27 protein-coding genes are annotated in these 25,000 nt (G+C 64.8%); 17 read left to right on the top strand and 10 right to left on the bottom strand.

The genetic code is table 11. The features are described 5' to 3' along the window. Positions 1 to 22: 22 nt before the first annotated feature. Entirely contained in the window at positions 23 to 2,008 is a 1,986-nt protein-coding gene (locus AC56LY_RS19655; protein WP_499582447.1) for a PAS domain-containing hybrid sensor histidine kinase/response regulator, read from the bottom strand. A 233-nt stretch (positions 2,009 to 2,241) separates the two neighbouring features. On the opposite strand from AC56LY_RS19655, the gene AC56LY_RS19650 reads away from it, so the two are divergent. Continuing rightward, on the top strand, positions 2,242 to 4,503 hold the full coding sequence (locus AC56LY_RS19650) for a PhoX family protein (protein WP_499582445.1): 2,262 nt from the start codon (positions 2,242 to 2,244) through the stop codon (positions 4,501 to 4,503). A gap of 76 nt (positions 4,504 to 4,579) precedes the next feature. Here the strand turns inward: AC56LY_RS19650 and AC56LY_RS19645 are convergent, their stop codons facing one another. Then, positions 4,580 to 5,479, bottom strand: a complete 900-nt coding sequence (locus tag AC56LY_RS19645) for a LysR family transcriptional regulator ArgP (protein ID WP_499582443.1) — start codon at positions 5,477 to 5,479, stop codon at positions 4,580 to 4,582. A 95-nt stretch (positions 5,480 to 5,574) separates the two neighbouring features. Here AC56LY_RS19645 and AC56LY_RS19640 point away from each other — a divergent pair, with 95 nt between their 5' ends. The 4 genes from AC56LY_RS19640 (at position 5,575) to nfsB (ending at position 9,774) form a co-directional block, all read left to right on the top strand. Further along, a complete protein-coding gene (locus AC56LY_RS19640) occupies positions 5,575 to 6,192 on the top strand; it encodes a LysE/ArgO family amino acid transporter (RefSeq protein ID WP_499582441.1) in 618 nt (205 codons plus the stop codon). Positions 6,193 to 6,271: 79 nt separating this feature from the next. Continuing rightward, the gene (locus AC56LY_RS19635; RefSeq protein WP_499582439.1) at positions 6,272 to 7,585 is read left to right on the top strand and encodes a Xaa-Pro dipeptidase; all 1,314 of its coding nucleotides are present in this window, start codon (positions 6,272 to 6,274) and stop codon (positions 7,583 to 7,585) included. 457 nt (positions 7,586 to 8,042) lie between these two features. Continuing rightward, positions 8,043 to 9,050 carry a zinc-binding alcohol dehydrogenase family protein gene (locus AC56LY_RS19630; protein ID WP_499582437.1) on the top strand — a complete coding sequence of 336 codons (1,008 nt, stop codon included), beginning with the start codon at positions 8,043 to 8,045 and terminating at the stop codon, positions 9,048 to 9,050. A 67-nt stretch (positions 9,051 to 9,117) separates the two neighbouring features. Then, positions 9,118 to 9,774 carry an oxygen-insensitive NAD(P)H nitroreductase gene (gene nfsB, locus AC56LY_RS19625; RefSeq protein ID WP_499582435.1) on the top strand — a complete coding sequence of 219 codons (657 nt, stop codon included), beginning with the start codon at positions 9,118 to 9,120 and terminating at the stop codon, positions 9,772 to 9,774. A gap of 113 nt (positions 9,775 to 9,887) precedes the next feature. On the opposite strand, the gene AC56LY_RS19620 is transcribed toward nfsB, so the two are convergent. Beyond that, positions 9,888 to 10,505, bottom strand: a complete 618-nt coding sequence (locus AC56LY_RS19620) for a DUF6624 domain-containing protein (RefSeq protein ID WP_499582433.1) — start codon at positions 10,503 to 10,505, stop codon at positions 9,888 to 9,890. A gap of 135 nt (positions 10,506 to 10,640) precedes the next feature. Then, complete coding sequence (locus AC56LY_RS19615; protein WP_499582431.1) at positions 10,641 to 11,141, bottom strand: GNAT family N-acetyltransferase; 501 nt, start codon at positions 11,139 to 11,141, stop codon at positions 10,641 to 10,643. 154 nt (positions 11,142 to 11,295) lie between these two features. Between AC56LY_RS19615 and AC56LY_RS19610 the strand changes: the two genes are divergently transcribed. The 3 genes from AC56LY_RS19610 (at position 11,296) to AC56LY_RS19600 (ending at position 12,977) form a co-directional block, all read left to right on the top strand. Then, positions 11,296 to 11,643, top strand: a complete 348-nt coding sequence (locus AC56LY_RS19610) for a DUF6152 family protein (protein ID WP_499582429.1) — start codon at positions 11,296 to 11,298, stop codon at positions 11,641 to 11,643. Between the two features lie 71 nt (positions 11,644 to 11,714). Next, on the top strand, positions 11,715 to 12,134 hold the full coding sequence (locus tag AC56LY_RS19605; RefSeq protein WP_499582427.1) for a DUF6644 family protein: 420 nt from the start codon (positions 11,715 to 11,717) through the stop codon (positions 12,132 to 12,134). Between the two features lie 66 nt (positions 12,135 to 12,200). Continuing rightward, positions 12,201 to 12,977 carry a glutaminyl-peptide cyclotransferase gene (locus AC56LY_RS19600; RefSeq protein WP_499582425.1) on the top strand — a complete coding sequence of 259 codons (777 nt, stop codon included), beginning with the start codon at positions 12,201 to 12,203 and terminating at the stop codon, positions 12,975 to 12,977. On the opposite strand, the gene AC56LY_RS19595 is transcribed toward AC56LY_RS19600, so the two are convergent. The 3 genes from AC56LY_RS19595 to AC56LY_RS19585 are packed head-to-tail and all read right to left on the bottom strand — an operon-like array spanning position 12,978 to position 15,809. Next, positions 12,978 to 14,003, bottom strand: a complete 1,026-nt coding sequence (locus AC56LY_RS19595) for a zinc-dependent alcohol dehydrogenase family protein (protein WP_499582423.1) — start codon at positions 14,001 to 14,003, stop codon at positions 12,978 to 12,980. 52 nt (positions 14,004 to 14,055) lie between these two features. After that, positions 14,056 to 14,520 carry a DUF2269 family protein gene (locus AC56LY_RS19590; protein WP_499583452.1) on the bottom strand — a complete coding sequence of 155 codons (465 nt, stop codon included), beginning with the start codon at positions 14,518 to 14,520 and terminating at the stop codon, positions 14,056 to 14,058. After that, positions 14,520 to 15,809 (bottom strand): SDR family oxidoreductase, encoded by a 1,290-nt coding sequence (locus AC56LY_RS19585; RefSeq protein WP_499582421.1) that lies wholly within the window; start codon positions 15,807 to 15,809, stop codon positions 14,520 to 14,522. The genes AC56LY_RS19590 and AC56LY_RS19585 overlap by 1 nt, the downstream gene beginning before the upstream one ends. 36 nt (positions 15,810 to 15,845) lie before the next feature. On the opposite strand from AC56LY_RS19585, the gene AC56LY_RS19580 reads away from it, so the two are divergent. Further along, complete coding sequence (locus AC56LY_RS19580) at positions 15,846 to 16,319, top strand: hypothetical protein (RefSeq protein WP_499582419.1); 474 nt, start codon at positions 15,846 to 15,848, stop codon at positions 16,317 to 16,319. 7 nt (positions 16,320 to 16,326) lie between these two features. Here the strand turns inward: AC56LY_RS19580 and AC56LY_RS19575 are convergent, their stop codons facing one another. The 3 genes from AC56LY_RS19575 to AC56LY_RS19565 are packed head-to-tail and all read right to left on the bottom strand — an operon-like array spanning position 16,327 to position 18,276. Further along, complete coding sequence (locus AC56LY_RS19575) at positions 16,327 to 17,187, bottom strand: oxygenase MpaB family protein (RefSeq protein WP_499582417.1); 861 nt, start codon at positions 17,185 to 17,187, stop codon at positions 16,327 to 16,329. Position 17,188: 1 nt separating this feature from the next. Beyond that, entirely contained in the window at positions 17,189 to 18,121 is a 933-nt protein-coding gene (locus tag AC56LY_RS19570; RefSeq protein ID WP_499582415.1) for a DUF808 domain-containing protein, read from the bottom strand. Further along, on the bottom strand, positions 18,100 to 18,276 hold the full coding sequence (locus tag AC56LY_RS19565; RefSeq protein WP_499582413.1) for a hypothetical protein: 177 nt from the start codon (positions 18,274 to 18,276) through the stop codon (positions 18,100 to 18,102). Before AC56LY_RS19565 ends, AC56LY_RS19570 begins: the two co-directional genes overlap by 22 nt. Positions 18,277 to 18,326: 50 nt before the next feature. On the opposite strand from AC56LY_RS19565, the gene AC56LY_RS19560 reads away from it, so the two are divergent. The 8 genes from AC56LY_RS19560 to AC56LY_RS19525 all read left to right on the top strand — a co-directional run bounded on the left by AC56LY_RS19560 (position 18,327) and on the right by AC56LY_RS19525 (position 24,997). Beyond that, positions 18,327 to 18,536 (top strand): BrnA antitoxin family protein, encoded by a 210-nt coding sequence (locus tag AC56LY_RS19560; protein ID WP_183554960.1) that lies wholly within the window; start codon positions 18,327 to 18,329, stop codon positions 18,534 to 18,536. Positions 18,537 to 18,625: 89 nt separating this feature from the next. Then, positions 18,626 to 18,913, top strand: a complete 288-nt coding sequence (locus AC56LY_RS19555; protein ID WP_183554962.1) for an HU family DNA-binding protein — start codon at positions 18,626 to 18,628, stop codon at positions 18,911 to 18,913. Positions 18,914 to 19,026: 113 nt separating this feature from the next. Then, a complete protein-coding gene (locus tag AC56LY_RS19550) occupies positions 19,027 to 19,665 on the top strand; it encodes a LysE family transporter (protein WP_499582411.1) in 639 nt (212 codons plus the stop codon). A 113-nt stretch (positions 19,666 to 19,778) separates the two neighbouring features. After that, the gene (locus tag AC56LY_RS19545) at positions 19,779 to 21,701 is read left to right on the top strand and encodes a DUF6600 domain-containing protein (protein ID WP_499582409.1); all 1,923 of its coding nucleotides are present in this window, start codon (positions 19,779 to 19,781) and stop codon (positions 21,699 to 21,701) included. 82 nt (positions 21,702 to 21,783) lie between these two features. After that, entirely contained in the window at positions 21,784 to 22,050 is a 267-nt protein-coding gene (locus AC56LY_RS19540) for a DUF493 family protein (protein ID WP_499582407.1), read from the top strand. A gap of 15 nt (positions 22,051 to 22,065) precedes the next feature. Continuing rightward, a complete protein-coding gene (gene lipB, locus AC56LY_RS19535; protein ID WP_499582405.1) occupies positions 22,066 to 22,755 on the top strand; it encodes a lipoyl(octanoyl) transferase LipB in 690 nt (229 codons plus the stop codon). A 13-nt stretch (positions 22,756 to 22,768) separates the two neighbouring features. Continuing rightward, positions 22,769 to 23,761 carry a lipoyl synthase gene (gene lipA, locus AC56LY_RS19530; RefSeq protein ID WP_482896698.1) on the top strand — a complete coding sequence of 331 codons (993 nt, stop codon included), beginning with the start codon at positions 22,769 to 22,771 and terminating at the stop codon, positions 23,759 to 23,761. A gap of 453 nt (positions 23,762 to 24,214) precedes the next feature. Beyond that, positions 24,215 to 24,997 carry a sulfite exporter TauE/SafE family protein gene (locus AC56LY_RS19525; RefSeq protein ID WP_499582403.1) on the top strand — a complete coding sequence of 261 codons (783 nt, stop codon included), beginning with the start codon at positions 24,215 to 24,217 and terminating at the stop codon, positions 24,995 to 24,997. The last annotated feature ends 3 nt before the right edge of the window (positions 24,998 to 25,000 follow it).

Below are 25,000 nucleotides of genomic sequence, written 5' to 3'. Positions count from 1 at the left end.
CTGGCCCGGCGGGGCGCCGGTGTCACAGACCCGCCAGCAGCGCCTCGACCACGTCGAGCTGCACCGGTTTGGTCAGGTGGTGGTCGAACCCCGCCTCGTTCGAGCGCTGGCGATCGCTCTCGGCGCCCCAGCCGGTCAGCGCCACCAGCACGATGTCTTCCAGACCCGGCGTGGCGCGAATCGCGCGCGCTGTCTCGTAGCCGCTCATGCCCGGCATGCCGATGTCCAGGAACGCCACGCGCGGTCCGAACGCCTGCGCGACGGCCAGCGCCTCGTAGCCGTCGTGCGCCACCCGCGCCGTGTAGCCCGAGATCTCCAGGATCATCGACAGCGTCACGGCCGCATCGACATTGTCGTCCACCACCAGCACCTTCAGGCCGCCGGCCGCGTTATCAAGCGCCGGCGCAGGCTCGCCTGGCACCGCCCTGGCCTGCGCTGCTTCGGCGGCCAATGGCAGGCGCACGGTAAACAGGCTGCCGGCATTGGTGCCGGCGCTGCTGGCGGCGACCGAGCCGCCATGCATCTCCACCAGGCGCCGTACCAGCGACAGGCCGATGCCCAGCCCACCCTGCGAGCGGTCGACCGTGCGGCCGATCTGGCTGAACATCTCGAACACGCCGGCCAGCGCATCCGCGGCGATGCCCACGCCGCTGTCACGCACCGTGATCACGGCGTCAAGGCCATCGCGCCGCGCCGACAGGGCGATCTGCCCGCCTGGCGGGGTGTACTTGGCCGCGTTATTGAGCAGGTTGGCCACCACCTGCGCAATGCGGGTGGCGTCGGCGTCGACCGGTAGCGCCGCCTCAAGCACGTCGACAGTCAGTGCGTGCCCGCCTGCGTCGATCAGCGGCATGCTCGTTTCGACCGCGCTGGCCAGGATGGATGCCAGGTCGGTGCGCTGGCACTTGAGTTCCAGCTTGCCGCCGCTGATGCGGGCGATGTCGAGCAGGTCGTCGATCAGGTGCACCATGTGCCCGACCTGGCGCTCCATCATGTCGCGCACCTTGGCCATGGCCGCCGGATTGTCGCCGCTCAGACGCATCACCGACAGGCCATTCCTGATCGGTGCCAGCGGGTTGCGCAGCTCGTGGGCCAGCGTGGCCAGAAATTCCGTCTTGCGGCGGTCTGCCTCGGCCAGGTCGTCGGCCAGCCGGCGCAGCGTCGATTCCGACTGCTTGCGCACCGAGATGTCGTTGAACAGGAGCCCCACCTTGCGGCTGTCCGCGCCGCCAATGCGGGTCGCGTAGACGTCGAACCAGCGACCCATGGCCGGTGCTTCGTTCTCGAAGCGCACCGGTTCGCCCGTGAGCGCCACGCGGCCATAGGTGTCGAACCAGAAGTCGTCGAGCCCCGGCAGCATCTCGCGCGCGGTGCGGCCCACGGCATTTTTCAGGCCGGTGTGCGCTTCGAAGGTCGGGTTCATCTCGAGAAAGCGGTAGTCGATGGGCCGGTTCGCCTCGTCGAACAGCATCTCGAAGATGCAGAAGCCTTCGTCGACCGAGTCGAACAGGATGCGGTAGCGTTTTTCGCTGGCGCGCAGCTGCCCCACCACCCGCTCGCTCTCGATGTTCGCAGCCTGCAGCTGGTGCAGCAGCCGTTCGCGCTCTTCGCTGGCGTTGCGCTGCTGCGTGATGTCGCGCGAGATCACGAGCAGGTGGCCGCCCAGGCCATCGCTGCTGGCGGTGCGGGTGATCACCACGTCCCACCACTTGGGCGTGCCTTTGGCGGTGGGACAGGCGGCAATGAGCTGGCCTGTACCGCCAGCGCGCGCTGTCTCGAGGGCCGTACGCACGGCGGCGTGGGATTCGGCCGGCCAGAACGCGATCCAGGGCTGGCCACGCAGCGCGGCGATATCGTCGATCTCCATCACGCTGCGGCCATTGCAGTTCATCGCGAGGATGGCGCCATCGATGTCGAGCAGCTTCACGCAGTCGGGGATGGCTTCGAACAATGCCCAGCCGAAGGTGACGGCGTCCTGTGCCGGCATGGTGTCGCGGGGTTCCTGCATGTATGACCTTCCGGCTATGCCTCCAGATGGAGAACGTTAAAACAATTTCAACAGGAAATTCTACCGAGATCGGCGTGAACTTGCAGTGTTTATGTATGCGCCGTGCATCCGGCCATGGGCGTATTGGCTCTCATGTCATCAAACTGTGACCAAACTGTCATGCCGGCGTCATTTTGCCTTACTACTATTCACGGGCTTTCCCTTATCCACACAACAAATACAGGATCCATCCCGTGAACAAGCCGACCGATCTCGCCCGCCATGGCATCGACCATGACGATATCGACCTGAATACTTCGTCGAACGAGCAATTCAGCACTGTCATGAACGCCCGCCTGAGCCGCCGCAACATGCTGCGCGGCGGCGCCGCCACGGCCGCCACCGCCCTGCTGAGCACGTTCGGCCTGACTGCTTGCGGCGGTTCGGATGATGATCCTGTCACCGCGGCCCCAGCGCCAGTGGTCACGACCCCGCCGGCGCCGGTTGAAAAGCTGCTGGGCTTTACCGCCGTCGGCAAGAGCCTGGCCGATAGCGTCGTGGTCCCGGCCGGTTACACCGCCAGCGTGATCTACGCGCTGGGCGACCCGCTCGCGGCCGGCACTGCCGCCTACAAGAACGACGGCACCGATACCGATTTCGAGAACCGCGCGGGCGACCACCACGACGGCATGGAATTCTTCTCGCTGTCCGCCGACGGCGCTGTCTCGACCACCGGCGTCACGCGCGGCCTGCTGGCCATGAACCACGAAGCGACCACCAACGAAGGTCTGGCCTCGTTCTTCGTGCATGCCAATGGCGGCACCAACACGCTGCCACGCCCTGCGCTGGAAGTCGACAAGGAGATGGCGCTGCATGGCCTGTCCATCGTTGAAGTGCGCACTAGCAACGGCAAGTGGGAATACCTGCAGGGTTCGAACTTCAACCGCCGCGTGCACCAGCAGACCGAAGTTCAGATTTCGGGCCCGGTGCGCGGCAATGCGCTGGTCAAGACCAAGTACTCGCCGGACGGCACCAAGTTCCGCGGCACGCTCAACAACTGCGGCACCGGCCGCACCCCGTGGAACACCTATCTGTCGGGCGAAGAAAACTGGGCCGGCTACTTCACCCGCTCGGCCACCGACAACACGGCGCGCGGCGACAAGAGCGTCGCATCGCTCAATCGCTACGGCGTGGCACAGGGCGCAGCCTCGCGCCACGGCTGGGAAACGGGCGGCGCGGACGACAAGTACGCACGCTGGAACATCAGCAAGTCGGGCAAGTCGACGGACGGCAGCGACGACTACCGCAATGAGCTCAATGGCGAAGGCTACATCGTCGAGATGGATGCCTACGACAAGACCCGCCCCCTGAAAAAGCGCACTGCGCTGGGCCGCTTCGCTCACGAAAGCGCTGCCTTCGGCCGCCTGCTGGCCGGCGCGCCGCTGGCCATCTACATGGGTGACGATTCGCGCGGAGAGTACATCTACAAGTTCGTCACGGACGCACCGTGGAATCCGGCCGACGCCATCGCTGCCGACCGTATCGCCACTGGCGACAAATACCTCGACAGCGGCAAGCTGTATGTGGCCAAGTTCAATGCCGACGGCAAGGGCAGCTGGATTGAACTGAACATCGCCAACGCCGCGATTGCCGGCTACGCCACCTACAAGTTCGCCGACCAGGCCGACGTGTTTGTCAACGCCCGTCTGGCGGCCGATGCCGTCGGCGCGACCAAGATGGACCGCCCTGAATGGTGCTCGGTCAATCCGGCCAACGGCGAGATCTACTACACGCTGACCAACAACAGCAACCGCCGCGCCGAACCAAGCGGCTCGAGCCAGATGGGTCTGGACGCTGCCAATCCGCGCGCCTACACCGACATGAAGGGCACCACCGCCCAGCCGGGCAACCCGAACGGCCACATCATCCGCATGAAGGAAGACGCGGCCGGTTCGACCGCCACCACCTTCAGCTGGGACGTGTACCTGTTCGGCGCCGAAGCGGCTGCCGCTGCGAGCACGATCAACCTGTCGGGCCTCTCCGCGGACCAGGACTTCTCGAGCCCGGACGGCATGTCCTTCACCGCCTCGACCGGCATCTGCTGGTTCCAGACCGACGATGGTGCCTACACCGACGTCACCAACTGCATGATGCTGGCCGGCCGGCCAGGCACGGTCGGCGACGGCAAGAAGGTCACCGTGCCGAACGTGAAGGCCGACGGTTCGATCCTGAACGTCGACACCTACGTCGGCAAGGCCGCCACGGCGGACACGCTCAAGCGTTTCCTGGTGGGCCCGAAAGGCTGCGAGCTGACCGGCATCGCCGAAACGCCGGATGGCAAGGCGCTGTTCGTCAACATCCAGCACCCGGGCGAGACTACGGCCGCTGCCAATCTGGGCGACCCGACCAAGTACACGAGCCAGTGGCCAGCCAACGCCGGCTACGGCGCGGGCAAGCGTCCGCGTTCGGCAACGCTGGTCATCACCAAGAACGACGGTGGCCGTATCGGTTCGTGATCGCCTGATCTGATCGTTGCCTGACCTGAGGGGCCGACTGCTTGCGCAGCCGGCCTTTTTTTCGTTACGACGCTGTTCAAGGCGGCGCAAGCGGCAGCAGCGCCTTTCTGGCAGCCTTGAGCAGCGCCGCGCCCATGCGTTCGAGCCGTGGCGGCTGGATGCGCCACGCGTGCCAGTACAGTGGCACGTCGTGCGCGATGGCGGGCGACAGGTCGACCAGGTCGCCGCTCTGCAGCAGCGCCGCACACTGCTCGTGCGGCAGCATGCCGTAGCCAAGTCCGAGGCGCACGCTTTCCGCGAACGGATCGCTGGCCGGCACGTAGTGAAACGGATACGCGCCTTCGGGCAGACCGAATTGCGTGAGCAGGAACGACGACTGCATCGCATCCTTGCGATCGAAGACCATCAGCGGCGCGACCTGCGCGGTGGCGCGCGTGATCCCGTCCGGGAACCAGCGCCGCGCGAACGCGGGCGAGGCCACCAGCCGGTAGCGCATCACGCCGAGCAGGCTCGCGCTGCAGCCGCGCATCGGTTCCGGCTCGCCCGAGATGCAGGCCACCGCGTGGCCGCCTTCCAGCAGCGAAAACGTGTGGCCCTGGTTGTCGAGGATGAATTCGACCAGCAGCTGTTCGTCGATCAGGATGGGCGCCAGCACCGGCAACAGCCAGGTCGCCAGCGTGTCGTTGTTGACGGCGAGCGTCACGCGCGCCGGGCCCGGGTCGCCCGTCATCTCGGCCAAAAACTCCGATTCGAGCAGCGTGGAGCGGCGCAGGTATTGCAGCAGCCGCGCGCCGGGTGCGGTCGGGCGGCATGGCCGGCTGCGCACCAGCAGCGGCGTGCCCATGTCCTGCTCCAGCGCCGAGATGCGCTGCGAGACGGCCGACGGCGTGATCCTGAGCTGGGCGGCGGCAGCTTCCAGGCTGCCGGCGTCGATGGCGGCGAGGAAGGCGGCGCTGCGGCGAGGGTCGAGCTTCATGATTAGCGTTTCTTACGTGGCCTGAATAATCATGAATATAATTGAAGTGGATTTCAGGGGCTGGAATAGTGGCGGCTTTCGCACGAAAGGCTGCCATGTTCTCGCAACAGATCTATCTTCAGGGGCTGGGACTGGGCGCTGGTCTCATCATGGGCATCGGCGCCCAGAACGCGCACGTGCTGCGCACCGCAGTGCGGGGCCGGCACGTGCTGCCGACGGTCGCGACCTGCATCGTCGTCGATGCGATCCTGATCGCGGCGGGCACCAGTGGCCTGGGCGCGCTGATCGAGGCGTCGCCGGTCCTGATGCCGCTGGCGCGCTATGGCGGCGCGGCGTTCCTGGTCTGGTATGGCCTGCGCTGCTGGTCGAGCAGCTGGCGTGGCGGCGCGACCTTGTCCGGCGCCGCGGCAGCGCAGGCGCAGACGCTGGGCGCGGCGCTGGCGACCGTGCTGGCACTGTCGCTGCTCAATCCGCACGTGTATCTGGACACCGTGGTGTTGCTGGGGGCGGTCGGCAGTAGCCTGGCCGCGAGCGAGCGCAGTTCGTTTGCGTTGGGGGCGATCACGGCATCCGCGCTGTGGTTCTCGGCGATTGGACTGGGAGCGCGGCGCTTTGCGTCGACGCTGGCGCGGCCGGGGGTGTGGCGCGTGATCGAGGCACTGACGGGCGCCGTGATGCTGGTGCTGGCGGTGCTGCTCGTGGTCGACGCGTGAGGCTGCAAAAAAAGTGGATGGACCGGGTGCATGGCGGTGTAAAGTTGCATTTTGTCCATCCAATTTTCGAGGAGCTCGCTTGAACCGCAAGAACCGTTTGGCACTGAATCTGATGGCCCTGTGCATGGCCACCGTGGGCTGGTCCGGCGTGCACGCCGCCGACGTCATCATCAGCGCCGAGCGGCTGCTGGACGTGAAAACCGGACGCATGATCGACAAGCCCGAGATCCTGGTGCGCGACGGCAAAGTCGTCAGCATCGGGCGCGCGGGTGGCGCTGCGGCTGCTGGCGGCGTGGCGGCCGCTGGCGAAGCCCCCACGCGGATCGACCTGCCCGGCATGACGCTGCTGCCCGGCCTGATCGACATGCATGTCCACATCGACGCCGACCCCACCTACGGCGGCTACAGCAACCTCGAATACAACGACCGCTTCTGGTCGGCGCTGGCCGTCGTCCATGCGGGCAAGACGCTCGACGCGGGCTTTACCACCGTGCGCAATCTCGGCTCGGCCGACTGGAACGACGTCGGCCTGGGCCAGGCGATCGACGCCGGCAAGGTGCGCGGCCCGCGCATCATCCCCGCCGCCTGGTCGTTCGGCCCGACCGGCAGCCACTGCGACAGCACCTACTTCCCGCCATCGATGGACCAGAAAGGCCCGTACAACGCCGACGGTCCGGACGAAGTGCGCAAGTCGGTGCGCTCGCTGCGCAAGTACGGCGCCCAGGTGATCAAGGTCTGTGCCACGGGCGGCGTCTTCTCGCGCAACACCGAGCCGGGCCAGCAGCAGATGAACCTCGCCGAACTGCGCGCGGCCGTCGAGGAAGCACACCAGTGGGGCCTGCAGGTTGCTGCGCACGCGCACGGTGCCGCCGGCATCAAGGACGCCATCCGCGCCGGTGTGAATACCATCGAACACGCCAGCCTGATCGACGACGAAGGCATCGCCCTGGCCAAGAAGCATGGCGCATGGCTGTCGATGGACATCTACAACGGCAGCTACACGGCGGCCGAAGGTAAGAAAAACGGCGTGCTGGAAGACAATCTGCGCAAGGACCGCGAAGTGACAGAACTGCAGCGCCAGAACTTCAAGCGCGCGCACGCAGCCGGCGTGAAAATGGTGTTCGGCACCGACGCCGGCGTCCACCCGCACGGCGGCAACGGCAAGCAGTTCGCCGTCATGGTCCAGTACGGCATGACGCCACTGCAAGCAATCCAGAGCGCCACCATCAACGCCGCCGAAGCACTGGCACGCAAGGACGTCGGCATCATCGAACCCGGCCGCTACGCCGACCTCGTCGCCGTTGAAGGCGACCCAACGTCAAACATCCGCCTGCTGGAAGCCCCCGCCGTCGTCATCCAGAACGGCACCATCGTCAAACGCCTCACCCCCTAACAATGAGGGTCAGTGTAGAATTAATGAGCAATAGCCCAATATCAAGCCAGTAAATGTTACAGCGCCAACAGTATTGAATCACTTGAATGTGTGCCAGCTTTAATTAGGGTCAGAGTCGAATTAATTTTCAATTTATTTTCAAAAATTGACAAACAATTCGACTCTGACCCTAATTGTTTTCTTTGAATTTTATGCGATCAGGGATGATTTAATTTCCTGATTTAAATTAGTATCTTAAAGGCATAGTTTTATGCCGCATTACCCCATTAAACAATTAGGGTCAGAGTAGAATTAATGAGCAATTGATCCAATTTTCGTTCGATCTGGCTTCAATCTTGAGCTCGGCTTTATGTCTTGCAAATCAATTAGGGTCAGAGTCGAATTAATAAGAAATTGATTAACTGAAGTTGTCAAACAATTCGACTCTGACCCTCATTGTTTGTTTTTAGGAGAAGAAATGAAAGCAATTGTTTATACGCAGAATGGGTTGCCGATTGAGGACCCGAAGGCGCTGGTCGAGGTGGAACTGGCGATGCCGGAGCCGGGGCCGCATGATGTGGTGGTCGAGGTGCGCGCGGTGTCGGTCAATCCGGTCGATACCAAGATTCGCCTTGGCGTGGCGGTGACTGAACCGCGTGTGCTCGGGTGGGATGCCAGTGGTGTCGTGCAGTCGGTTGGCGATAGCGTCACGCTGTTCGCGCCCGGCGATGAAGTCTTTTACGCCGGATCGCTCATTCGCCCCGGCTCCAACAGCCAGTTCCAGGCGGTCGATGAGCGCATCGTTGGCAAGAAGCCGCGTACGCTTGGCTTTGCCGAAGCGGCTGCCCTGCCCCTGACGTCGATCACGGCCTGGGAGCTGCTGTTCGACCGTCTGCGCGTGCCTGAAGGCGGCGGGGCCGGCAAATCGCTGCTGGTCATCGGCGCGGCCGGTGGTGTTGGCTCGATCCTGGTTCAGCTCGCGCGCCAGCTCACCGAACTGACCGTTATCGGCAGCGCATCGCGCGATGCCACGCGCGAGTGGGTGACCAAACTGGGTGCGCACCATACCGTCGACCATACGCGCCCGATGCAGCCGCAGCTGGCCGAACTGGGCTTCGACCAGGTCGACATCGTCATCAGCCTGACGCACACCGATCATCACTACGCCGACATCATCGAGGCCCTTGCGCCGCAGGGCCAGCTGGCGCTGATCGACGACCCGGCCACCCTCGACGCGGTGCCGCTCAAGCGCAAGTCGATCTCGCTGCACTGGGAGCTGATGTTTACGCGCTCGCTGTTCGGGACACCCGACATGGTGCGCCAGCACGAGCTGCTGAACCGCGTGGCCGACATGGTCGATGATGGCCGCCTGACGACGACCCTCGGCGAGCACTTCGGCCCGATCACGGCCGACAACCTGCGCCGCGCGCATGCGCTGATCGAAAGCGGCAAGGCCATTGGAAAAATCGTCCTCGAAAACTTCTGACGCGGGAATCGCTTACCATCGTGGGGTTGAAAATCCCACGAACACCCGTGAACGCGAAAGGACCACCATGAACATTCTGTCAGCCGCCAAGAAACGCCATACCGCCAAAGCCTACGATACCGGGCGCCGCATCCCCGAAGAGGTGATGCAGCAGGTGTATGGCCTGCTGCGCAACAGCGCGTCGTCGGTCAATTCGCAGCCATGGCACTTCATCGTCGCCAACACGCCCGAAGGCCGCGCGCGCATCGCCAAGGCCACCCAGGGCAGCTATGGTTACAACGCCGCCAAGGTCAACGATGCGTCGCACGTGATCGTGCTGTGCTCCCGCGTCGATATGGACGAAGCGCACCTGGACGCAGTGCTGGAGCAGGAAGAACGCGACGGGCGCTTCCGCGACGCGCAGGCGCGCGCCGGCCAGGACGCCACCCGCCGTGGCTACGTCAACCAGCATCGCTACGGCACCAAGGATGTGGCCCAGTGGCTCGAGAAGCAGGTCTACCTGGCGCTGGGCACCGCGCTGGTCGGCGCGGCCACGCTGGAGATCGATGCCACGCCGATGGAAGGCTTCGACCAGAAGATCCTCGACGCCGAATTCGGTCTGAATGAGAAAGGCTTGACCAGCCTGGTACTGGTGAGCTTCGGCTACTCGTCGTCAGCCGACTTCAATGCGGGTTTGCCGAAGTCGCGCCTGACGCAAGAGGCGACCTTTACCTTCATCGATTGATGCGAGCGTAAGACTGGCCCACTTCGGTGGGCCTTTTTTTTTGTCTTGCGTCACCTCTGCGTACACTGCGGCCTGCGCACCAATTACTGTGGCGATGGCGATGCTGGCCTGGTCTACGGCACTGCCCCCTGGCAGTTTGCGTTTTTGATGACCATCTCTTTGTAGATATCGAGTGGGGGCATGCCCAGGGCAGCGCGGCGTGCCTCGACTTTCTCGCGATCGTCCAGCCGATCGAACTCTAGATTGCACGGCTTTTCCGGCAGCGACATCAGCTGGGTGCCATACAGCTGCGGCCTGCGCTCGGCCACCGCGACACGGTCGGACAGATAGGCAAAGTTGCGCCCTACCGGTTCGCCCAGCTCTGCAGCGATCTTCTCGAGCAAGGCCAACGTCTGCTTCTGGAATGCCCTGTCGTGATCGGCGTGCTGCACCAGCAGCCAGGCATCGCGCTCGGCGCGCTCACCGTGCCTTTCGGCGTCAGGAAAACCGCACTGTGCAAACAGGACTTTCAGACGCGCCGTGTTGGCACGGTCGATCACGCCCATGTGCGCCCCAATTTTTTGCTGGGCCGGGGTGTTGATTTCGCTGAAGTCGAGCCGGGAGCGCAAGGCCTGGTCGGCGCTGACCATCGTGCGCAGTTCCTTTGTGTAGTCCTCGCAGGCCGCCTGCGCCGGGACCCACGGCAAAGTCGCAGCAACGGCGACGCCCAGAACCTTCAAAAAATTCCGCATCCATATCCTTGATGGCAGTAATCAGCAGCACAGTGTAAGACCGCGCTCTGGCGAGGTCCACGCATCCTGCATGATTTGCTGCTGCCTTCCTCCTGACCAGTCATGCTGAAAAAGCTCAAGAGGCGACGTTCACGTTCATTTGAGCGGTGCTGCGCCATCGCAAGCGGGTGACAGCATCTTTTCCATGAACACGGACGCGATGCCGATCCCGCTGCGGTGCGCGTACACCTCGTCGCGCACCCGCACGAAGCTGGCGCGCTCGTAGAAGGCCACCGCATTGAGCGACGCCGACAGGAACAGGCGTTGCACGCCGCGCCTCTGCGCCAGCACTTCCAGCCAACGCAGCAAGTCCAGCGCGATCCCGCGTCCCTGATGCGCCGGATTGACAAACACCGCATCGACTTCGCCACTGGCCAGGTCGAGCATCGCGAAGCCTGCCAGCGCGCCGTCTTCTTCCGCCACCACGGCGCTCCCCAGATTCACCAGCGCCGCCAATGACGCCGGCGGCGCGCTCGCGCACCAGGTCTCGATCACGGTCGCCGGATAGTGCGCCGCGCAACTGGCCCGCACGGCCCGTGTGCGTAGCAGCCACAAGGCCGCAAGATCGGCTGCGGTGGCCGCGCGGCATATCAGCATGATCCACTCCTGATGGGTTGATGACAGCACATCGTACACGTGCCCGTACCAGGAAACGTGCGCAGAAAACAAGCGCAGAAACCGTGCGCCCGCATCCCCGTCACAGGCATATGCTGGCGCTGCATTCGTCGAGTCACCTTCACCGGAGTCGCCCATGAAACGCACACCTGCTTTGGCCGCCCTGCTGCTGGCCATGTCCGCCAGCGCCGCCGCCCACCACGGCTGGAGCGAGTACGACGCCACCCGCCCGCAGCAGCTGACCGGAACCATCGAGGAATCGGGTTACCGCCAGCCTCACGGCTACGTCCGCCTCAAGACGCCGGACAAAACCTGGCTCGTCGTACTGGCGCCACCCGGCCGGATGGAGAACCGTGGCCTGGCCAGGGACATGCTGGCCGTCGGCGGCACCGTCACCGTCGTCGGTTACCCCAACCGCACCAAGCCCGCCGAACTGCGCGCCGAACGCATCACGGTGGGCGACAAGGTCACGGAGCTGCGCTGAGCGCCGCGTACGCGGCGGCGGCGTGGCTCGCAGCGACCCCGCCGGCGCAAGCCCTGCGCGACGGCGCCTGGTTGTACCCGCTCGTCGAGATCGTCCACATCGTGGGCTTCACGGTGCTGGTCGGCGCGGTTGCCATGTTCGACCTGCGCCTGCTCGGCTTCGGGCCTGCGCGGCCGGCCGAGGCGCTGCCCGTGCAGGCGCTGGCGCGCCACCTGCTACCCTGGTCGTGGGCCGCACTGCTGCTGATCGTGCCCAGTGGCGTGCTGCTGTTCTCGACCCAGCCCGAGCTGCTGGATAACCGGGCCTTCCTGCTCAAACTGGCGCTGATCGGTGCAGCGGGTGGCAATGCGCTGGCGTTTCACGTCGGGCCCTGGCGCGCGGTAGCACGCTGGCCCGCCAGAGCGCCGCTACGCGCCCGGCTGCACGCGACGCTGTCGCTGCTGCTCTGGATCGGCGTTATCGCCTGCGGGCGGCTGCTGGCCTATGTGTAGCAAGCCTCTCGAACAACCACCCGGGCTTCGTGCTACAGTCTCCTGCCGCTTTCCTCCCGACCCGCCATGCTGAAACAGCTCACCACCTTTGCCATCGCCGCCCTTGTCGTCGCCAGCAGCGCCCACGCTGCGCCGCCGGTCTACGGCTTCGTCGTCAAGAACACCTACCCCCACGATCCGCAAGCGTTCACGCAGGGCCTGTCCTACCGCGATGGCTACCTGTACGAAAGCACGGGCCAGATCGGCCACTCGACGATCCGCAAGGTCGAAATCAAGACGGGCAAGGTGGTGCAGAAGGCCGATCTGCCAGCGAACGTGTTCGGCGAAGGCTCCACCGCAGTCGGCAATACCCTGGTCGGCCTGACCTGGCAGTCGCAGGTTGGCTATGTGTTCGACCTCAAGACCTTCAAGCTCAAACAGCAATTCAAGTACGAGGGCGAAGGCTGGGGCCTGGCGGGCGATGCGAAGCAGCTATACATGAGCGATGGCAGCGCCGCGATCCGCATCCTCGATCCCAAGACGATGAAAGAGCTGCGCCGCATCCAGGTCACGGCCGAGGGCCAGCCGGTGCCGCGCCTGAACGAGCTCGAATTCGTGAACGGCGAGCTGTATTCGAATGTCTGGGGGACAGACCTCATCCTGCGCATCGATCCCGACAGCGGCAAGGTCCTCGGCCTGATCGACCTGACCGGCCTGCTGCCGCCGGAAGCGCGCGGCACCACATCCGTCGACGCCGTCCTGAACGGCATCGCCTGGGACGAGAAAGGCAAGCGCCTGTTCGTCACCGGCAAGCTGTGGCCCAAGCTGTTTGAAATCGAGCTGGTGCCACGCCTGCGCCGCTGATCACGCGGCTTTCGTCACGTCGATCACGACCTTGCCGACGTGCGCGCCGGATTCCAGATAGCGGTACGCGTCCTGCGCCTGGTCGAACGGGAACACGCGGTCGATCACCGGCTTGACACCGCTGGCGTCGACGAAGCGCATCACGTCCTCCAGCATCGCGCGGCTGCCCACGTGCACGCCCACCAGGCGCTTGGCACTGGCCAGCAGCGTCGCCGGATTGACTTCACCGCCAAAGCCGCTCACGCCGCCAATGATGGCCACCGTGCCGCCCATCGCCACCGCCGCCACTGACCGGTTAACGGTGCCCTGGCCGCCCACTTCCAGCACCACCTGCGCGCCCACGCCATGGGTCAGGTGCAGCACTTCGTCCTGCCATTCGGGGATCGTGGTGTAGTTGATCGTGTGATGCGCGCCCAGCTTGCGTGCGCGCGCCAGTTTTTCGTCGCTCGACGAGGTCACGATGGTGCGCAGGCCGGCCGCGCGCGCCAGTTGCAGGCCCAGGATCGACACGCCGCCCGTCCCCAGCAGCAGCACGGTGTCGCCGGGCTTGACGTGATTGCTCGAGACGAAGATGGCATTCCACGCGGTGACCGCCGCGCAGGGCATCGTGGCAGCCTCGATGAAGCTCAGGCCCGCCGGGACAATCGCCAGCGCATCCTCGTGCAGCACGACTTCTTCAGCCAGCATGCCGTCGATGTCGCCGCCCAGGCCATTGCGGATCTTGGCCGGCGTGGGGCCACCCTCGTGCCAGAACGGAAAGAACGAACCGGCCACCCGATCGCCGACCTGCACGCGCGTGACGCCCGGCCCGACGGCCAGCACTTCGCCGGCACCGTCCGAGCAAGGGATGATCGGATCGTCGACCGAGACCAGGTAGTTACCGGATGCGACCATCAGGTCGCGATAGTTGAGCGAAACGGCGTGCACGCGAATGCGCACTTCGCCCAGGACAAGGTCGCGCACTGGATACTCGATGGCTTGCAGGCCATCGATATTGGCGCCGTGAAGAATTTGGTATGCCCGCATGGGTGCTCCTGTATTGAAGAATGTCGTGTTGAAAAAAGGCGCGGTGGTTGCCTTACACCGGCTTGGCCACCATCAGCCAGAAAATGACGATGAACGCTGCAAACGCCGGCACGCCCAGCGTCACCCAGATTCTGAAATAGCGCCAGTACAGCGCCGGCAACGGGGTATCGTCGCGCGCCGCGGCGCACGCCAGATCGCGCATCCGGATTTGCAGCCAGACCACCGGCAGCCAGCAGGCGCCGGCCAGCACGTACAGCATGATCGACCACATGATCCACTTGCTGTGCAGTGGATATCCGGCCAGGTGGATCATGTAGAAGCCGGTCAGCGGCTGCAGCACCGCCGTGGTGGCGGTGAACAGCCAGTCGGCGATCACCACGTATTTCGAGACCACCGCGATGGCGCGCACGTCGCGGCTCACGTTCGCAAACAGCATGTACCAGGCCGACCCGATGCCGGTGCCAAACAGCAGCGTCGACGAGACGATGTGCAGCCATTTGAGCACCAGGTAATCCATCATTTGTCCTCGAGGTGGTAGAGCAGCCAGATGGCCGCCAGCAGTGGCAGGTTCTTGATCAACGGCCCGAACGGATGGACCAGAAATTCCGGCAGCTTCAGTGCAATCACGACGCTGTAGACGCCGATCAGGCCAAATTGCGCCACCCACAGCCAGCGTCGCCGTGGCAGGAACAGCGTGCCCAGTCCCAGCAGCAGATCCAGGCCCGCCGCGCCGTACAGCGCGGGCAGTTGCAGCTCCGGTGGCACGCCAGCCAGCGCCAGCAGCGCCAGGCTGTCCTCGATCGGGTACAAGCCGAGCGAGACGATCGCCGTGATGATCCAGACCGCGGCAATGGCGTAGCGCAGGACCGGCAGCAGCCAGCCAAGCTTGGCGCGCGCCCGTTCGCACTCGGCGTCCTGAATGAAAGCACTGACCGGCCGCGGTGGATGGCCGATCAGGTTGGCCGTGAGCGTCGCGTCGGCGCTGTTGTCGTGATCGAGCATCTTCAGGGCGTCGCGATCCAGCAGCGAACCTGGCAGCAGCCCCGCGACGCCGGCCGCGAACCTGGCCACCGGCCCGGGCAAGTGCAGCACCGGCTGGCGGCCCATCGCCATCGCGCGGCGCAGCGTGGCCAGGTACTCGGTGAAGGGCATCGCCTGTGGCCCCACCAGCGGCACGCGCATCGTTGCGCCGCCGTCCGGCGCCATCGGCAGCCGGTGCTTGAACAGGCCGATGATGGCGGCCACCAGATCGTCGATGTGGATCGGCTGCACCAGTTGCGGCTTGCTGCCGAAGCGCAGCGTGAACGGCATGCTGGCCAGCGTGCGCATGGCGCGCGCGCTGGCGCCGTCGCGGCCATACACGAGCGACGGCTGGACGATGTAGGAACGCAGCGGCAGCGACGCGAGGTAGTCATCGGCCTCGCGCTTGGACACGTGATACGGCGTTGTACCCTCGCGGTCGGCCCCCAGCGCGGACAGCTGGATCACCATTTGCACGTCGTGCGATTCGGCGCAGGCGGCAAACAGGGCGCGCGGCGTTTCCTTGTGCAGGCGGACAAACGTCTGGCGGCCGCTCTCGCGAAAAATGCCGACCGTGTTGATCACGGCGTCGATTCCCGAGAGGCGCGACAGCCAGGTTGATTTATTGTTATCGTTAGTGAAATCAGCATGGATATAGCTGAGGCGCGGGTCGTCGCTCGTTTCGGGATGACGCACCGCACAGACGACGTGGTGGCCTTCGGTCAGCAACGCTTGCAACAAGTGTTGCCCAACAAACCCACTTGCACCCGTCAGCAAAATCCGCATCCGATGTTCCCTTTACGCGATCGAAAAGAGGATTGTATGAAATATACGGTAATACAGCGCGCACTCGTCTCCGGTGCGGCCTCGAGTATTGTCTCGACGGTCGCCATGGCGCTGGTCGCAAAGAAAGAAACCGGCAGCCCCTATGCCGCAACCAATGCCGTCAGCCACTATGTGAACGGTGGCAAGGCCAGCTTCCGCAACCGCTTCTCGCTGCGCTATACGGTGCCCGGTCTGTTGATTCACCATGCCAGCGCCACGGTCTGGGCGCTGGTGTTCGAGCGTGTGATGGGCGGCGTGCTCGATCAGAAGAACCCGTCGGCCGTCCTGGCCTCGGCAGCGGCAACGTCGGCCTTTGCCGCCTTCACCGACCACAAGCTGACGCCTCGGCCATTGCAGCCGGGGTACCAGAAACGCCTGTCGAACAAGTCCCTGGGTGTGGTCTACACGTCGATTGCCGTCGGCATGGCGCTGGGCTCGATGTTCTTGCGACGTAATCAACCGCCGAAGTAATGGTGTGTTAGTGGTGCGGCCTGGCTGTCGCCAGCCGCCGGGTGGCCTGCGCCGGTGGCGTGTCGCCCAGTGGCAGCAAGCCGGCGCCGCGCGCCAGGGCCCGCACCAGCATGGCCTCGCCCAAACGCAGGCCGTGGCCGCGAAGTTGCGGCAATGAGCGCACCGGCTCCGGTGTGATCTCGATAGCGGCGCGTACCAGCAGACGCTGGAGCGGCCGCAGGGGCGCCGGCAGGATCGGCGCCTCGCCCATGATCCGAATGAAATCGGCCAGGATGGCCGACCCTTCCAGGCCAGGCGCAATGCTGGCCAGCGTGCCTTCCCACTCGCTCCACGAGCGCGGCGCACCCGTCGCGCCATACAAGCGCGCCGCATGCTGCGCCTCGGCGAATGCCGCATCCTTCTCCAGCGCTGACAAACGGCGCGCGTAGCGGTGATACGCCTCGGTAAAGCCGAAGGTGGCCGTGGCCTGGACCCAGTCGAGCAGGCGCGGATCGTTCGCGTGGTACGGCACGCCGGCCGGCGTCGTGCCCTGCACGTGGCGGTGGATACGCACCACGTTCGCGATCAGTTGTTCGGCCGCCGAGCGGGGGCCATACACCGTCATCATCGCGGCAAAACCGGTGCGGCGCAGGCGCAGGCCCGGGTCGCGCCGGAAGCTGCTGTGGTCCCACACGCCGGTCCGCACCGACGGTTCGGCCAGTTCGAGCAGCACTGCCGTCACTCCGCCGACAAACAGCGCGACCGGGTTGGCGAACACCTGCCAGGTGATGCCGCCGGCCGGTGCCAGCGCCGGTTCTCCGGCCGGCTGGCTGAAGTCGAACGCCATGCCGGCCGGTGGTTGCATCAATGCCCGCAGCTGCGCCAGCACGTCAGCCTTTCTTGCCCCGCATGCGCTGCACCAGCGTCACCACGGCGACGATGATCGCGCCCACGAGCACGCCGACGAGCGCGTCAACCAGGGTCGGGACCAGGAACGCCAGCACGCCGCCGATGGCCGGCACGTCGACCACGCCGGCAGCCATGTTTTGCGCGAAGTGGTGCACGGCAGGGATGGCGTGGGCGATGATGCCGCCGCCGACCATGAACATGGCGGCGGTACCGACCACCGACAGCACCTTCATCAGGCGCGGCGCAAACGCCAGCAAGCCCTTGCCCAGGCCGCGCGCGGCGCCGTTCTGGCTTTTGCTCAGGTGCAGACCGGCGTCATCCATCTTGACGATGGCGGCCACCAGGCCGTACACGCCGATCGTCATCACGATGGCAATCGCCACCAGCACGGCGACCTGCTGGCCGAAGGCCACGCCCACCAGCGTGCCCAGTGAAATCACGATGATCTCGGCCGACAGGATGAAGTCGGTGCGCACCGCGCCCTTGATCTTTTCCTTTTCCAGCGCGACCAGCTCGACCTCGGTATTGGCCACCGCCGCCACGTGCGCGGCCTTGTGCTGTGCATCTTCTTCGGCGCTGTGCAGGAATTTGTGCGCGAGTTTTTCGGCGCCCTCGAAGCACAGGAATGCACCGCCGATCATCAGAAGCGGCGTGATGAGCCACGGCAGGAACACCGAGATCGCCAGTGCGGCCGGCACCAGGATCGCCTTGTTGACGAACGAGCCCTTGGCCACCGCCCAGACCACGGGCAGTTCGCGGTCGGCGCGCACGCCCGTGACCTGCTGCGCATTGAGCGCCAGGTCGTCGCCCAGGACACCGGCGGTTTTTTTTGCAGCGACCTTGCTCATCACGGCAACGTCGTCGAGGACGGCGGCGATATCGTCCAGTAAGGTCAGTAAACTTGCTCCAGCCATGGGTCGTGCTCCTTCAAAATTAAGTTGCAATGATAGTAACCGAGGCGCCGTAAAGTACCTACACGGTTCAGCGCCGGTTTTTGCGTTTCAACCCCGCCAATCTGCATCTCGTCGCTTTTGCCGCGCGTGCCGGATGCGTTGTACGTATCGTCCATGCTGAAGGTTGCGGTGCTGCAGCCTCGTCCCCCATCACGAAGGAGATCCCATGAACACCGATTCGATCCAGGCCGCCGCTCCCGTTCGCCGTGTCCGTCCTCCCAAGCGCAAGACCCGCATCACCATCTATCTCGACGACGAAGTCCTCAACGAATTTCGCACCTTGTCCGAGCGTTGCGGCACCGGATACCAGACCCTGATCAACGCCGCGCTGCGCAACCGTTTGAACGGCCCGATCGGCGAAACCGGCGTCGCATAAGGCTTCCTTGCAGATTTCCCTCCTGGCGCGGCATTACACTTGGCAATATTTATGCTAATCTTCCCGCTCTTTTAACCCCGGAGGGATTTATGAAAAAAGGCGAACTGATCGCAGAATTCGCGAAGCGTACCGAGATGTCCGGTGCTGCCGCTGGCGTGGCCGTGAACACGATCATCGAGATCATCACCGAGCGCCTCAAAAAAGGCGACACGGTCGGCATCACCGGCTTTGGCACCTTCTCGGTGACGAAGCGCGCTGCACGCAAGGGCCGCAATCCTGCCACCGGCGAAGTGATCAAGATCGCGGCGTCGAAGAGCCCGCGTTTCTCGGCTGGCGCGACCCTGAAGGCATCGGTCAACCCGACCAAAAAGAAGTAAGTACCATCCCACGGCCTTGTGCCGCGGCCCTGTGCGGGTCGCGCGCGCGAGGCTGATGCAGTAACGTCCCGTCGTCCACCCTCCCCGCTGTTCCCCTTTTCCTGCCTGCCACCATGAGCTTCGCCACCTGGATCGCCTTCGTCATCGCTGGTTCCCTGATCGCCATTTCGCCCGGTTCCGGCGCGGTGCTGTCGATGTCGCACGGCCTGGCCTATGGCCTCAAGAAAGCCAGCGCCACCGTGCTGGGCCTGCAACTGGGCCTGGTGCTGGTGTTGATCATCGCCGGCGCCGGTGTCGGCTCGCTGCTGCTGGCATCCTCGGTCGCCTTCACGATCGTCAAGGTGGTCGGCGCGCTGTACCTGATCTACCTGGGCGTGAGCCAGTGGCGCGCCGCGCCTGCGCCCGGCCCCGCCGCATCGACCGTCGGCCTGGAAGCGCATCCGTCGTTTGGCCGCCGCGTGCTGACGGGCTTCCTGACCAACACCACCAACCCGAAGGGCATCATCTTCATGGTCGCGGTGCTGCCGCAGTTCATTTCGAAAGATGCTCCGCTGCTCACGCAACTGGCGATTCTGGGCGTGACGATGGTCGTCATCGATTCGGTGGTCATGCATTGCTACGCGGCGCTGGCCGCGTCGATGCAGCGCTACATGCGCGATCCGCGCCACATGAAACTGCAGAACCGCGTGTTCGGCGGCGTGCTGGTGGTGATTGGCTCGATGCTGTTTTTCGTCAAGCGCCAGCCGGGCTGACGCGCCGGTCGGCCGGCAGATGCAACTGTTTGTAAGCCGCGTTGCCCGGTGAGCGGGCGCGCGTTGTAATGCGTTTGTAGATTTCCGTCTGCGTTCCCCTCCGGAGCACCACCATGACCCATCGTTTCGCCCCGACCGCCGCATTGCTCGTACTGGCGGCATTTTCCACGTCCGTGCCCGCGCAAACGGTGCTGCAGACCGACGCGCTCGAACAGGACCAGGCCCAGTTTCAGGATGACACGCAACTGGCCGAGGCCCCGGGCCGGGCCGGACGTATCTCGCTGGTGGAGGGCAAGGTCGACATCGGCGGCGACATCGGGGCCGAATCGTCCCCGGCGCAACTGAACTGGCCGATCACGTCGCGCAACCTGATCTCCACCGCGCGCGGCGCGCGCACCGAGCTGCGGATAGGCTCCACCGCCATCCGGCTCGATGGCGACAGCTCGCTCGAGGTCACGGAACTGGATGACGACAGCCTGCGCCTGCGCCTGCATTACGGCAGCGTCAGCGTGCGCGTGATGAACGCCGATGTCGTGCCCGAATTCGAACTGCGCACCGCGCAAGCCACCGTGCGCCTGACGCAGCCGGGGCGCCTGCGCGTGGACGCCGAGCGTGAGCGCGATACGAGCCTCGTGAGCGTGCTCGATGGCGAAGCGCAGGTCGACGGCGCCGGCGCCAGCCTGACTGTGCGCGGTGGCCGTTCGGCCCAGGTGCGCGATGAAGATGTGCGCACGCTGCAGGCGCAGCGCGACAACTTCGACGACTGGTCGCTCACGCGCGACCAGGCCCTCGTGGCGGCGCAATCCTCGCGCCATATCGGCACCGAGATGACCGGCTACGAAGAACTCGACCGCTACGGCAGCTGGAGCACCAGTTCGGACTACGGCAGCCTGTGGACCCCGCAGGTGGCCGCCGGCTGGACGCCCTACCGCGACGGCAGCTGGACCTTCATCGCCCCGTGGGGCTGGACCTGGGTCGACAATGCGCCGTGGGGTTACGCGCCCTTCCACTACGGACGCTGGGTGCAGGTCCGGGATCGCTGGGCCTGGGCACCGGGGCGCCTCGAGCGGCGCCCGGTGTGGTCGCCGGCGCTGGTCGGCTGGGTCGGCGGCAGCAACTGGAATGTGGGCTTTCAGTCGCGTAACCTGGCGGCGCATGGCTGGTATCCACTGAGCCCGCATGACCGCTATGTGCCGGGCTACCGTCTGTCGGGCGAGCGCCTGCGCCGCCTGAACGACTGGCGCCAGGCTACCCGCCGCGAGCAACAGCAGCCAGGTCGCCACAATGGCCTGACCGTCGTGCCGCGCGACCAGTTCGGCGGGCGCGGTCCGGTGATTGTCCCGCGCGCGCCGCGTCCGAACCGTCCGGAGCAGCTGGTAGCGGGCACGCCGGGCAGCGCGCCACCACCACCACTGGTGGCGCGCCCCGGCTGGAACCGCGACCGGCGCGACCTGCTCGAGCGCGCAAATGGGGAGCGCCCTGGTCTGGACCGCATGCAGTTCGAGCAGCAGGCGCGCGAACGCGGCGAGCAGGAACGGCTCACGCGCGAACGCAATAACGGCGAGCGGCTGGCGCGCGAGCGCATGGACGGTCAGGAGCGGGCGCTGCGCGAGCAGGGCGAACGTGAACGCATGGGGCGCGAGTTCGACAACCGCAACCAGATGGACCGCATGCGGTTCCAGGTCGAGCGCAACGACCGCGAGCGGTTCGGGCGCGAGCGCATGCGCGAGCAAGCCGAACGCGTTCAGCGGCAGCCGGTCATGTCGACCAATGCGCCGGTGTTTGCTCGGCCAGATTCACGGCCAGATTCGCGGCCCGAAGCTCGTCCGGACCGGCGGCCTGAATCGCAGCCAGACCGGCGTCCCGAGCCGGCTGCGATGCTGAACGCGCCGCAGCGGCCTGCCGCGCCGCCGCAGATGGTGGCGCCACCGGCGCCGCGCCCGCAGCCATCGGCGCCCGCGTTCACGCCGGCGCAGCGCAACAACGATCAGCGCGCCAACACCGACGCGCGCGGCGTGTCGCGCGTGGAGCGCTGACCGGTACCGGCGGTTTTCAGCCCACCCTCAGGGCGAAACCGCCGGTATTGGCTACAATGCGCTTTTGCACAGGATTACAGCCATGGACCCCAAAGATTCCCTCATCGAATACCCGAGCGACTTTCCGATCAAGGTGATGGGCGCGACCCACATCGACTTCGCCCCGACCATCGTGGCGCTGGTGACCCAGCTCGACCCGACCTTCGACGAGAGCAAGCTGGAAACCCGGCCGTCGGCCAAGGGCAACTACACGGGCCTGACCGTGACCATCCGCGCGACCAGCCGCGAAATGCTCGACGAGGTGTACCGCACGCTGTCGACGCATCCGATGGTCAAGATGGTCCTGTAACAGCGGCCGCCCCCGATGGTATCGACTTCTCCGCTGATCCGCGAACTCGGCCAGGCCGACTACGAGCCCACCTTCGCGGCGATGCGCGCCTTCACCGATGCGCGCACGCCCGAGTCGCGCGACGAGCTGTGGATCGTCGAGCACCCGCCCGTGTTCACGCTGGGCCTGGGCGCCGACCGCGAGCACGTACTGGCGCCGCACGACATCCCCGTCATCCAGACCGACCGTGGCGGCGAAGTGACCTTCCACGGGCCCGGCCAGGTCGTGATCTACCTGCTGATGGACCTGCGCCGCAACAAGCCGGGCGGCAAGCTGTACGCGCGCCAGTTTGTCGAAAAAATCGAACAGGCGGTGATCGATGTGTTAGGGGCGTATAATCTTGGTGGTGAGCGCGTTGCCGGTGCACCCGGCATCTATATCGCAGACGGTCCGCGCAAAGGCGCCAAGATCGCCGCGCTGGGCCTGAAAGTACGCGGCAATGGTTGCACCTACCATGGCGTATCGCTGAACGTGGCGATGGACCTGGCCCCGTTCACCTGGATCAATCCGTGCGGTTACTCCGGACTGGTCACAGTCGATATGCGCACGATGGGCGTCGAGGCGCCGCTGCACGATGTACAGCGGGCGCTGGCCCAGGCCCTGGTCGATCAGCTGGCACCCGAGGGCGTCCAGCCAGACCCGAACAAACCAACTGACAGCCCGTGAGGGCAACGAGCCTATGACTTCCGAAATCGATACCGGTATCGCCTCCGCAGCCGCCTACAACGCCAGCGAAAAGCAAAAAGGCGCCAGCAAGACCTCGCGCATCCCGATCAAGATCGTGCCGATCGCCGAGATGGAGCGCCTGAAAAAGCCCGACTGGATCCGCGTCAAGGCGGCCACTGCCTCGTCGCGCTTCTACGAAATCAAGGACATCCTGCGCGCCAACAACCTGGTGACCGTGTGCGAAGAAGCGAGCTGCCCGAACATCGGCGAATGCTTCGGCAAGGGCACCGCGACGTTCATGATCATGGGCGACAAGTGCACCCGCCGCTGCCCGTTCTGCGACGTCGGCCACGGCCGTCCGGACCCGCTCGACATCAACGAGCCGGCCAACCTGGCCAAGACCATCGCCGCGCTGCGCCTGTCGTACGTCGTGATCACGTCGGTCGACCGCGACGACCTGCGCGACGGCGGCGCCGGCCATTTTGTGGAGTGCATCCAGAAAACGCGCGCCTCGAGCCCGGGCACCAAGATCGAAGTGCTGGTGCCCGACTTCCGCGGTCGCCTCGAGAAAGCATTGAACATCTTCGCCGACGGCCTGCCCGACGTGATGAACCACAACCTGGAAACCGTGCCGCGTCTGTACAAGGAAGCCCGTCCGGGCGCCGACTACACGCACTCGCTGGTGCTGCTGCGCGACTTTAAAAAGATGTACCCGAGCGCGGTCACCAAGTCGGGCATCATGGTCGGCCTGGGCGAGACCGATGAAGAAATCCTGCAGGTGATGCAGGACATGCGCGATCACGACATCGACATGCTCACCATCGGCCAGTACCTGGCGCCGACCAATTCGCACCTGCCGGTGCGCCGCTACGTGCACCCGGACGTCTTCAAGATGTTCGAGCAAAAAGCCTACGAAATGGGCTTTGTGCACGCGGCTGTCGGTGCGATGGTGCGTTCGTCGTATCACGCCGACCAGCAGGCGCACAACGCGGGCGTGGCGGCCTAAGCTCCCTTAAGCTGCCTTCTCCGGCCATCACGTGCCGGCGAAGGCAGGCCGCACCGCCTGACATGCCGCCGCAGCAATGTCGGCGGAACCCCTCCCTTGACCCCGCTGCCGCAGCGCTCCCTGCGCGACGATCCTCCCTGTGTCGGGTCGTATGTCCACGTTCCTTCCTTCGCTCTCGTTATTAAAGACCGCCGTTGCAGCATGGATGCGGCATTCGATTCTGGGCACTTGATTCTTGCTGAATATAATCTCTCGTAATACTAAATAATGCTCGAAGCATTTAATTTTGTATATTTCGGTGATATGCGGAGGAAATGGAGTAACGTTCGTCGCGATGCTAATATAGTTTGGTTTCGGCAGCCTGATTAGCATTCGATAAAATTCGAATAGACGGCACGCTTTGATGCGCGCGCTCATGCAAATGCATTCCCGTTCGTTTAAATGAAAAGTGCCATGTTATTCAATCTGATCGCAGCGGGCGTTGCCGCAGGTTTTATGGCAGGGATATTCGGCATTGGCGGTGGCGCGATTGTTATTCCAGTGCTGATGTATCTGTACCAAAGTGGCGGCATGGACACTAACGAGGCAATTCGTCTCGCATTCGGTACTTCGCTCGCCACCATGGCATTCACTGGCTTGGCCTCATTTCTGAGCCACTGCGAACGTGGCAATGTCGACTTTGTCTGGCTGAAAAAACTGTTCATTCCCGCAGGCCTGGGGGCGACGGCAGGCGCCCTGGTGGCAACACGCATACCGGGCGTCTGGCTTGCGCTCGGCCTGGCGCTGATGCTGGCCTATTTCGGGTTCAAGTTGCTGATCCAGCGCGAGCATGACGGGACGGTGTCGGTGGCCTTCGTGCGTTTCCGGGTGGTTGCCGGCGTATTGTCAGGCGTTGCCTATTCATTGGCGGGCATGGGCGGCGCTTCGGTCATCACGTTCTTCCTGACCCATGTCGGATTACCGATTCGCCGTGCGATCGGCACCGCCACCGGCGTCATCCTGCCCATCTCGCTGGGCGCGATGATCGGCTTCGGCATGACCGCCGGCGCGCCGCACGACTGGCGCTGGGGCTATATCGACCTGCATGCGCTGCTGGTGATGAGCGTGTGTGCGGTGGTGGCGTCCAGGTTCGGCGTGTGGGCGGCGGCGGCATTGCCGACCTTGGTGTTGCGCCGGGGATTCGGGTTGTTCATGATGGGCCTGGCGGGCAAAACCATCTACACGGCGGTGCTGTAACGC

The sequence above is a fragment of the Telluria sp. ZT3P25 genome, assembly GCF_059685895.1.
This window is presented reverse-complemented; position numbering and strand designations above follow the sequence as displayed.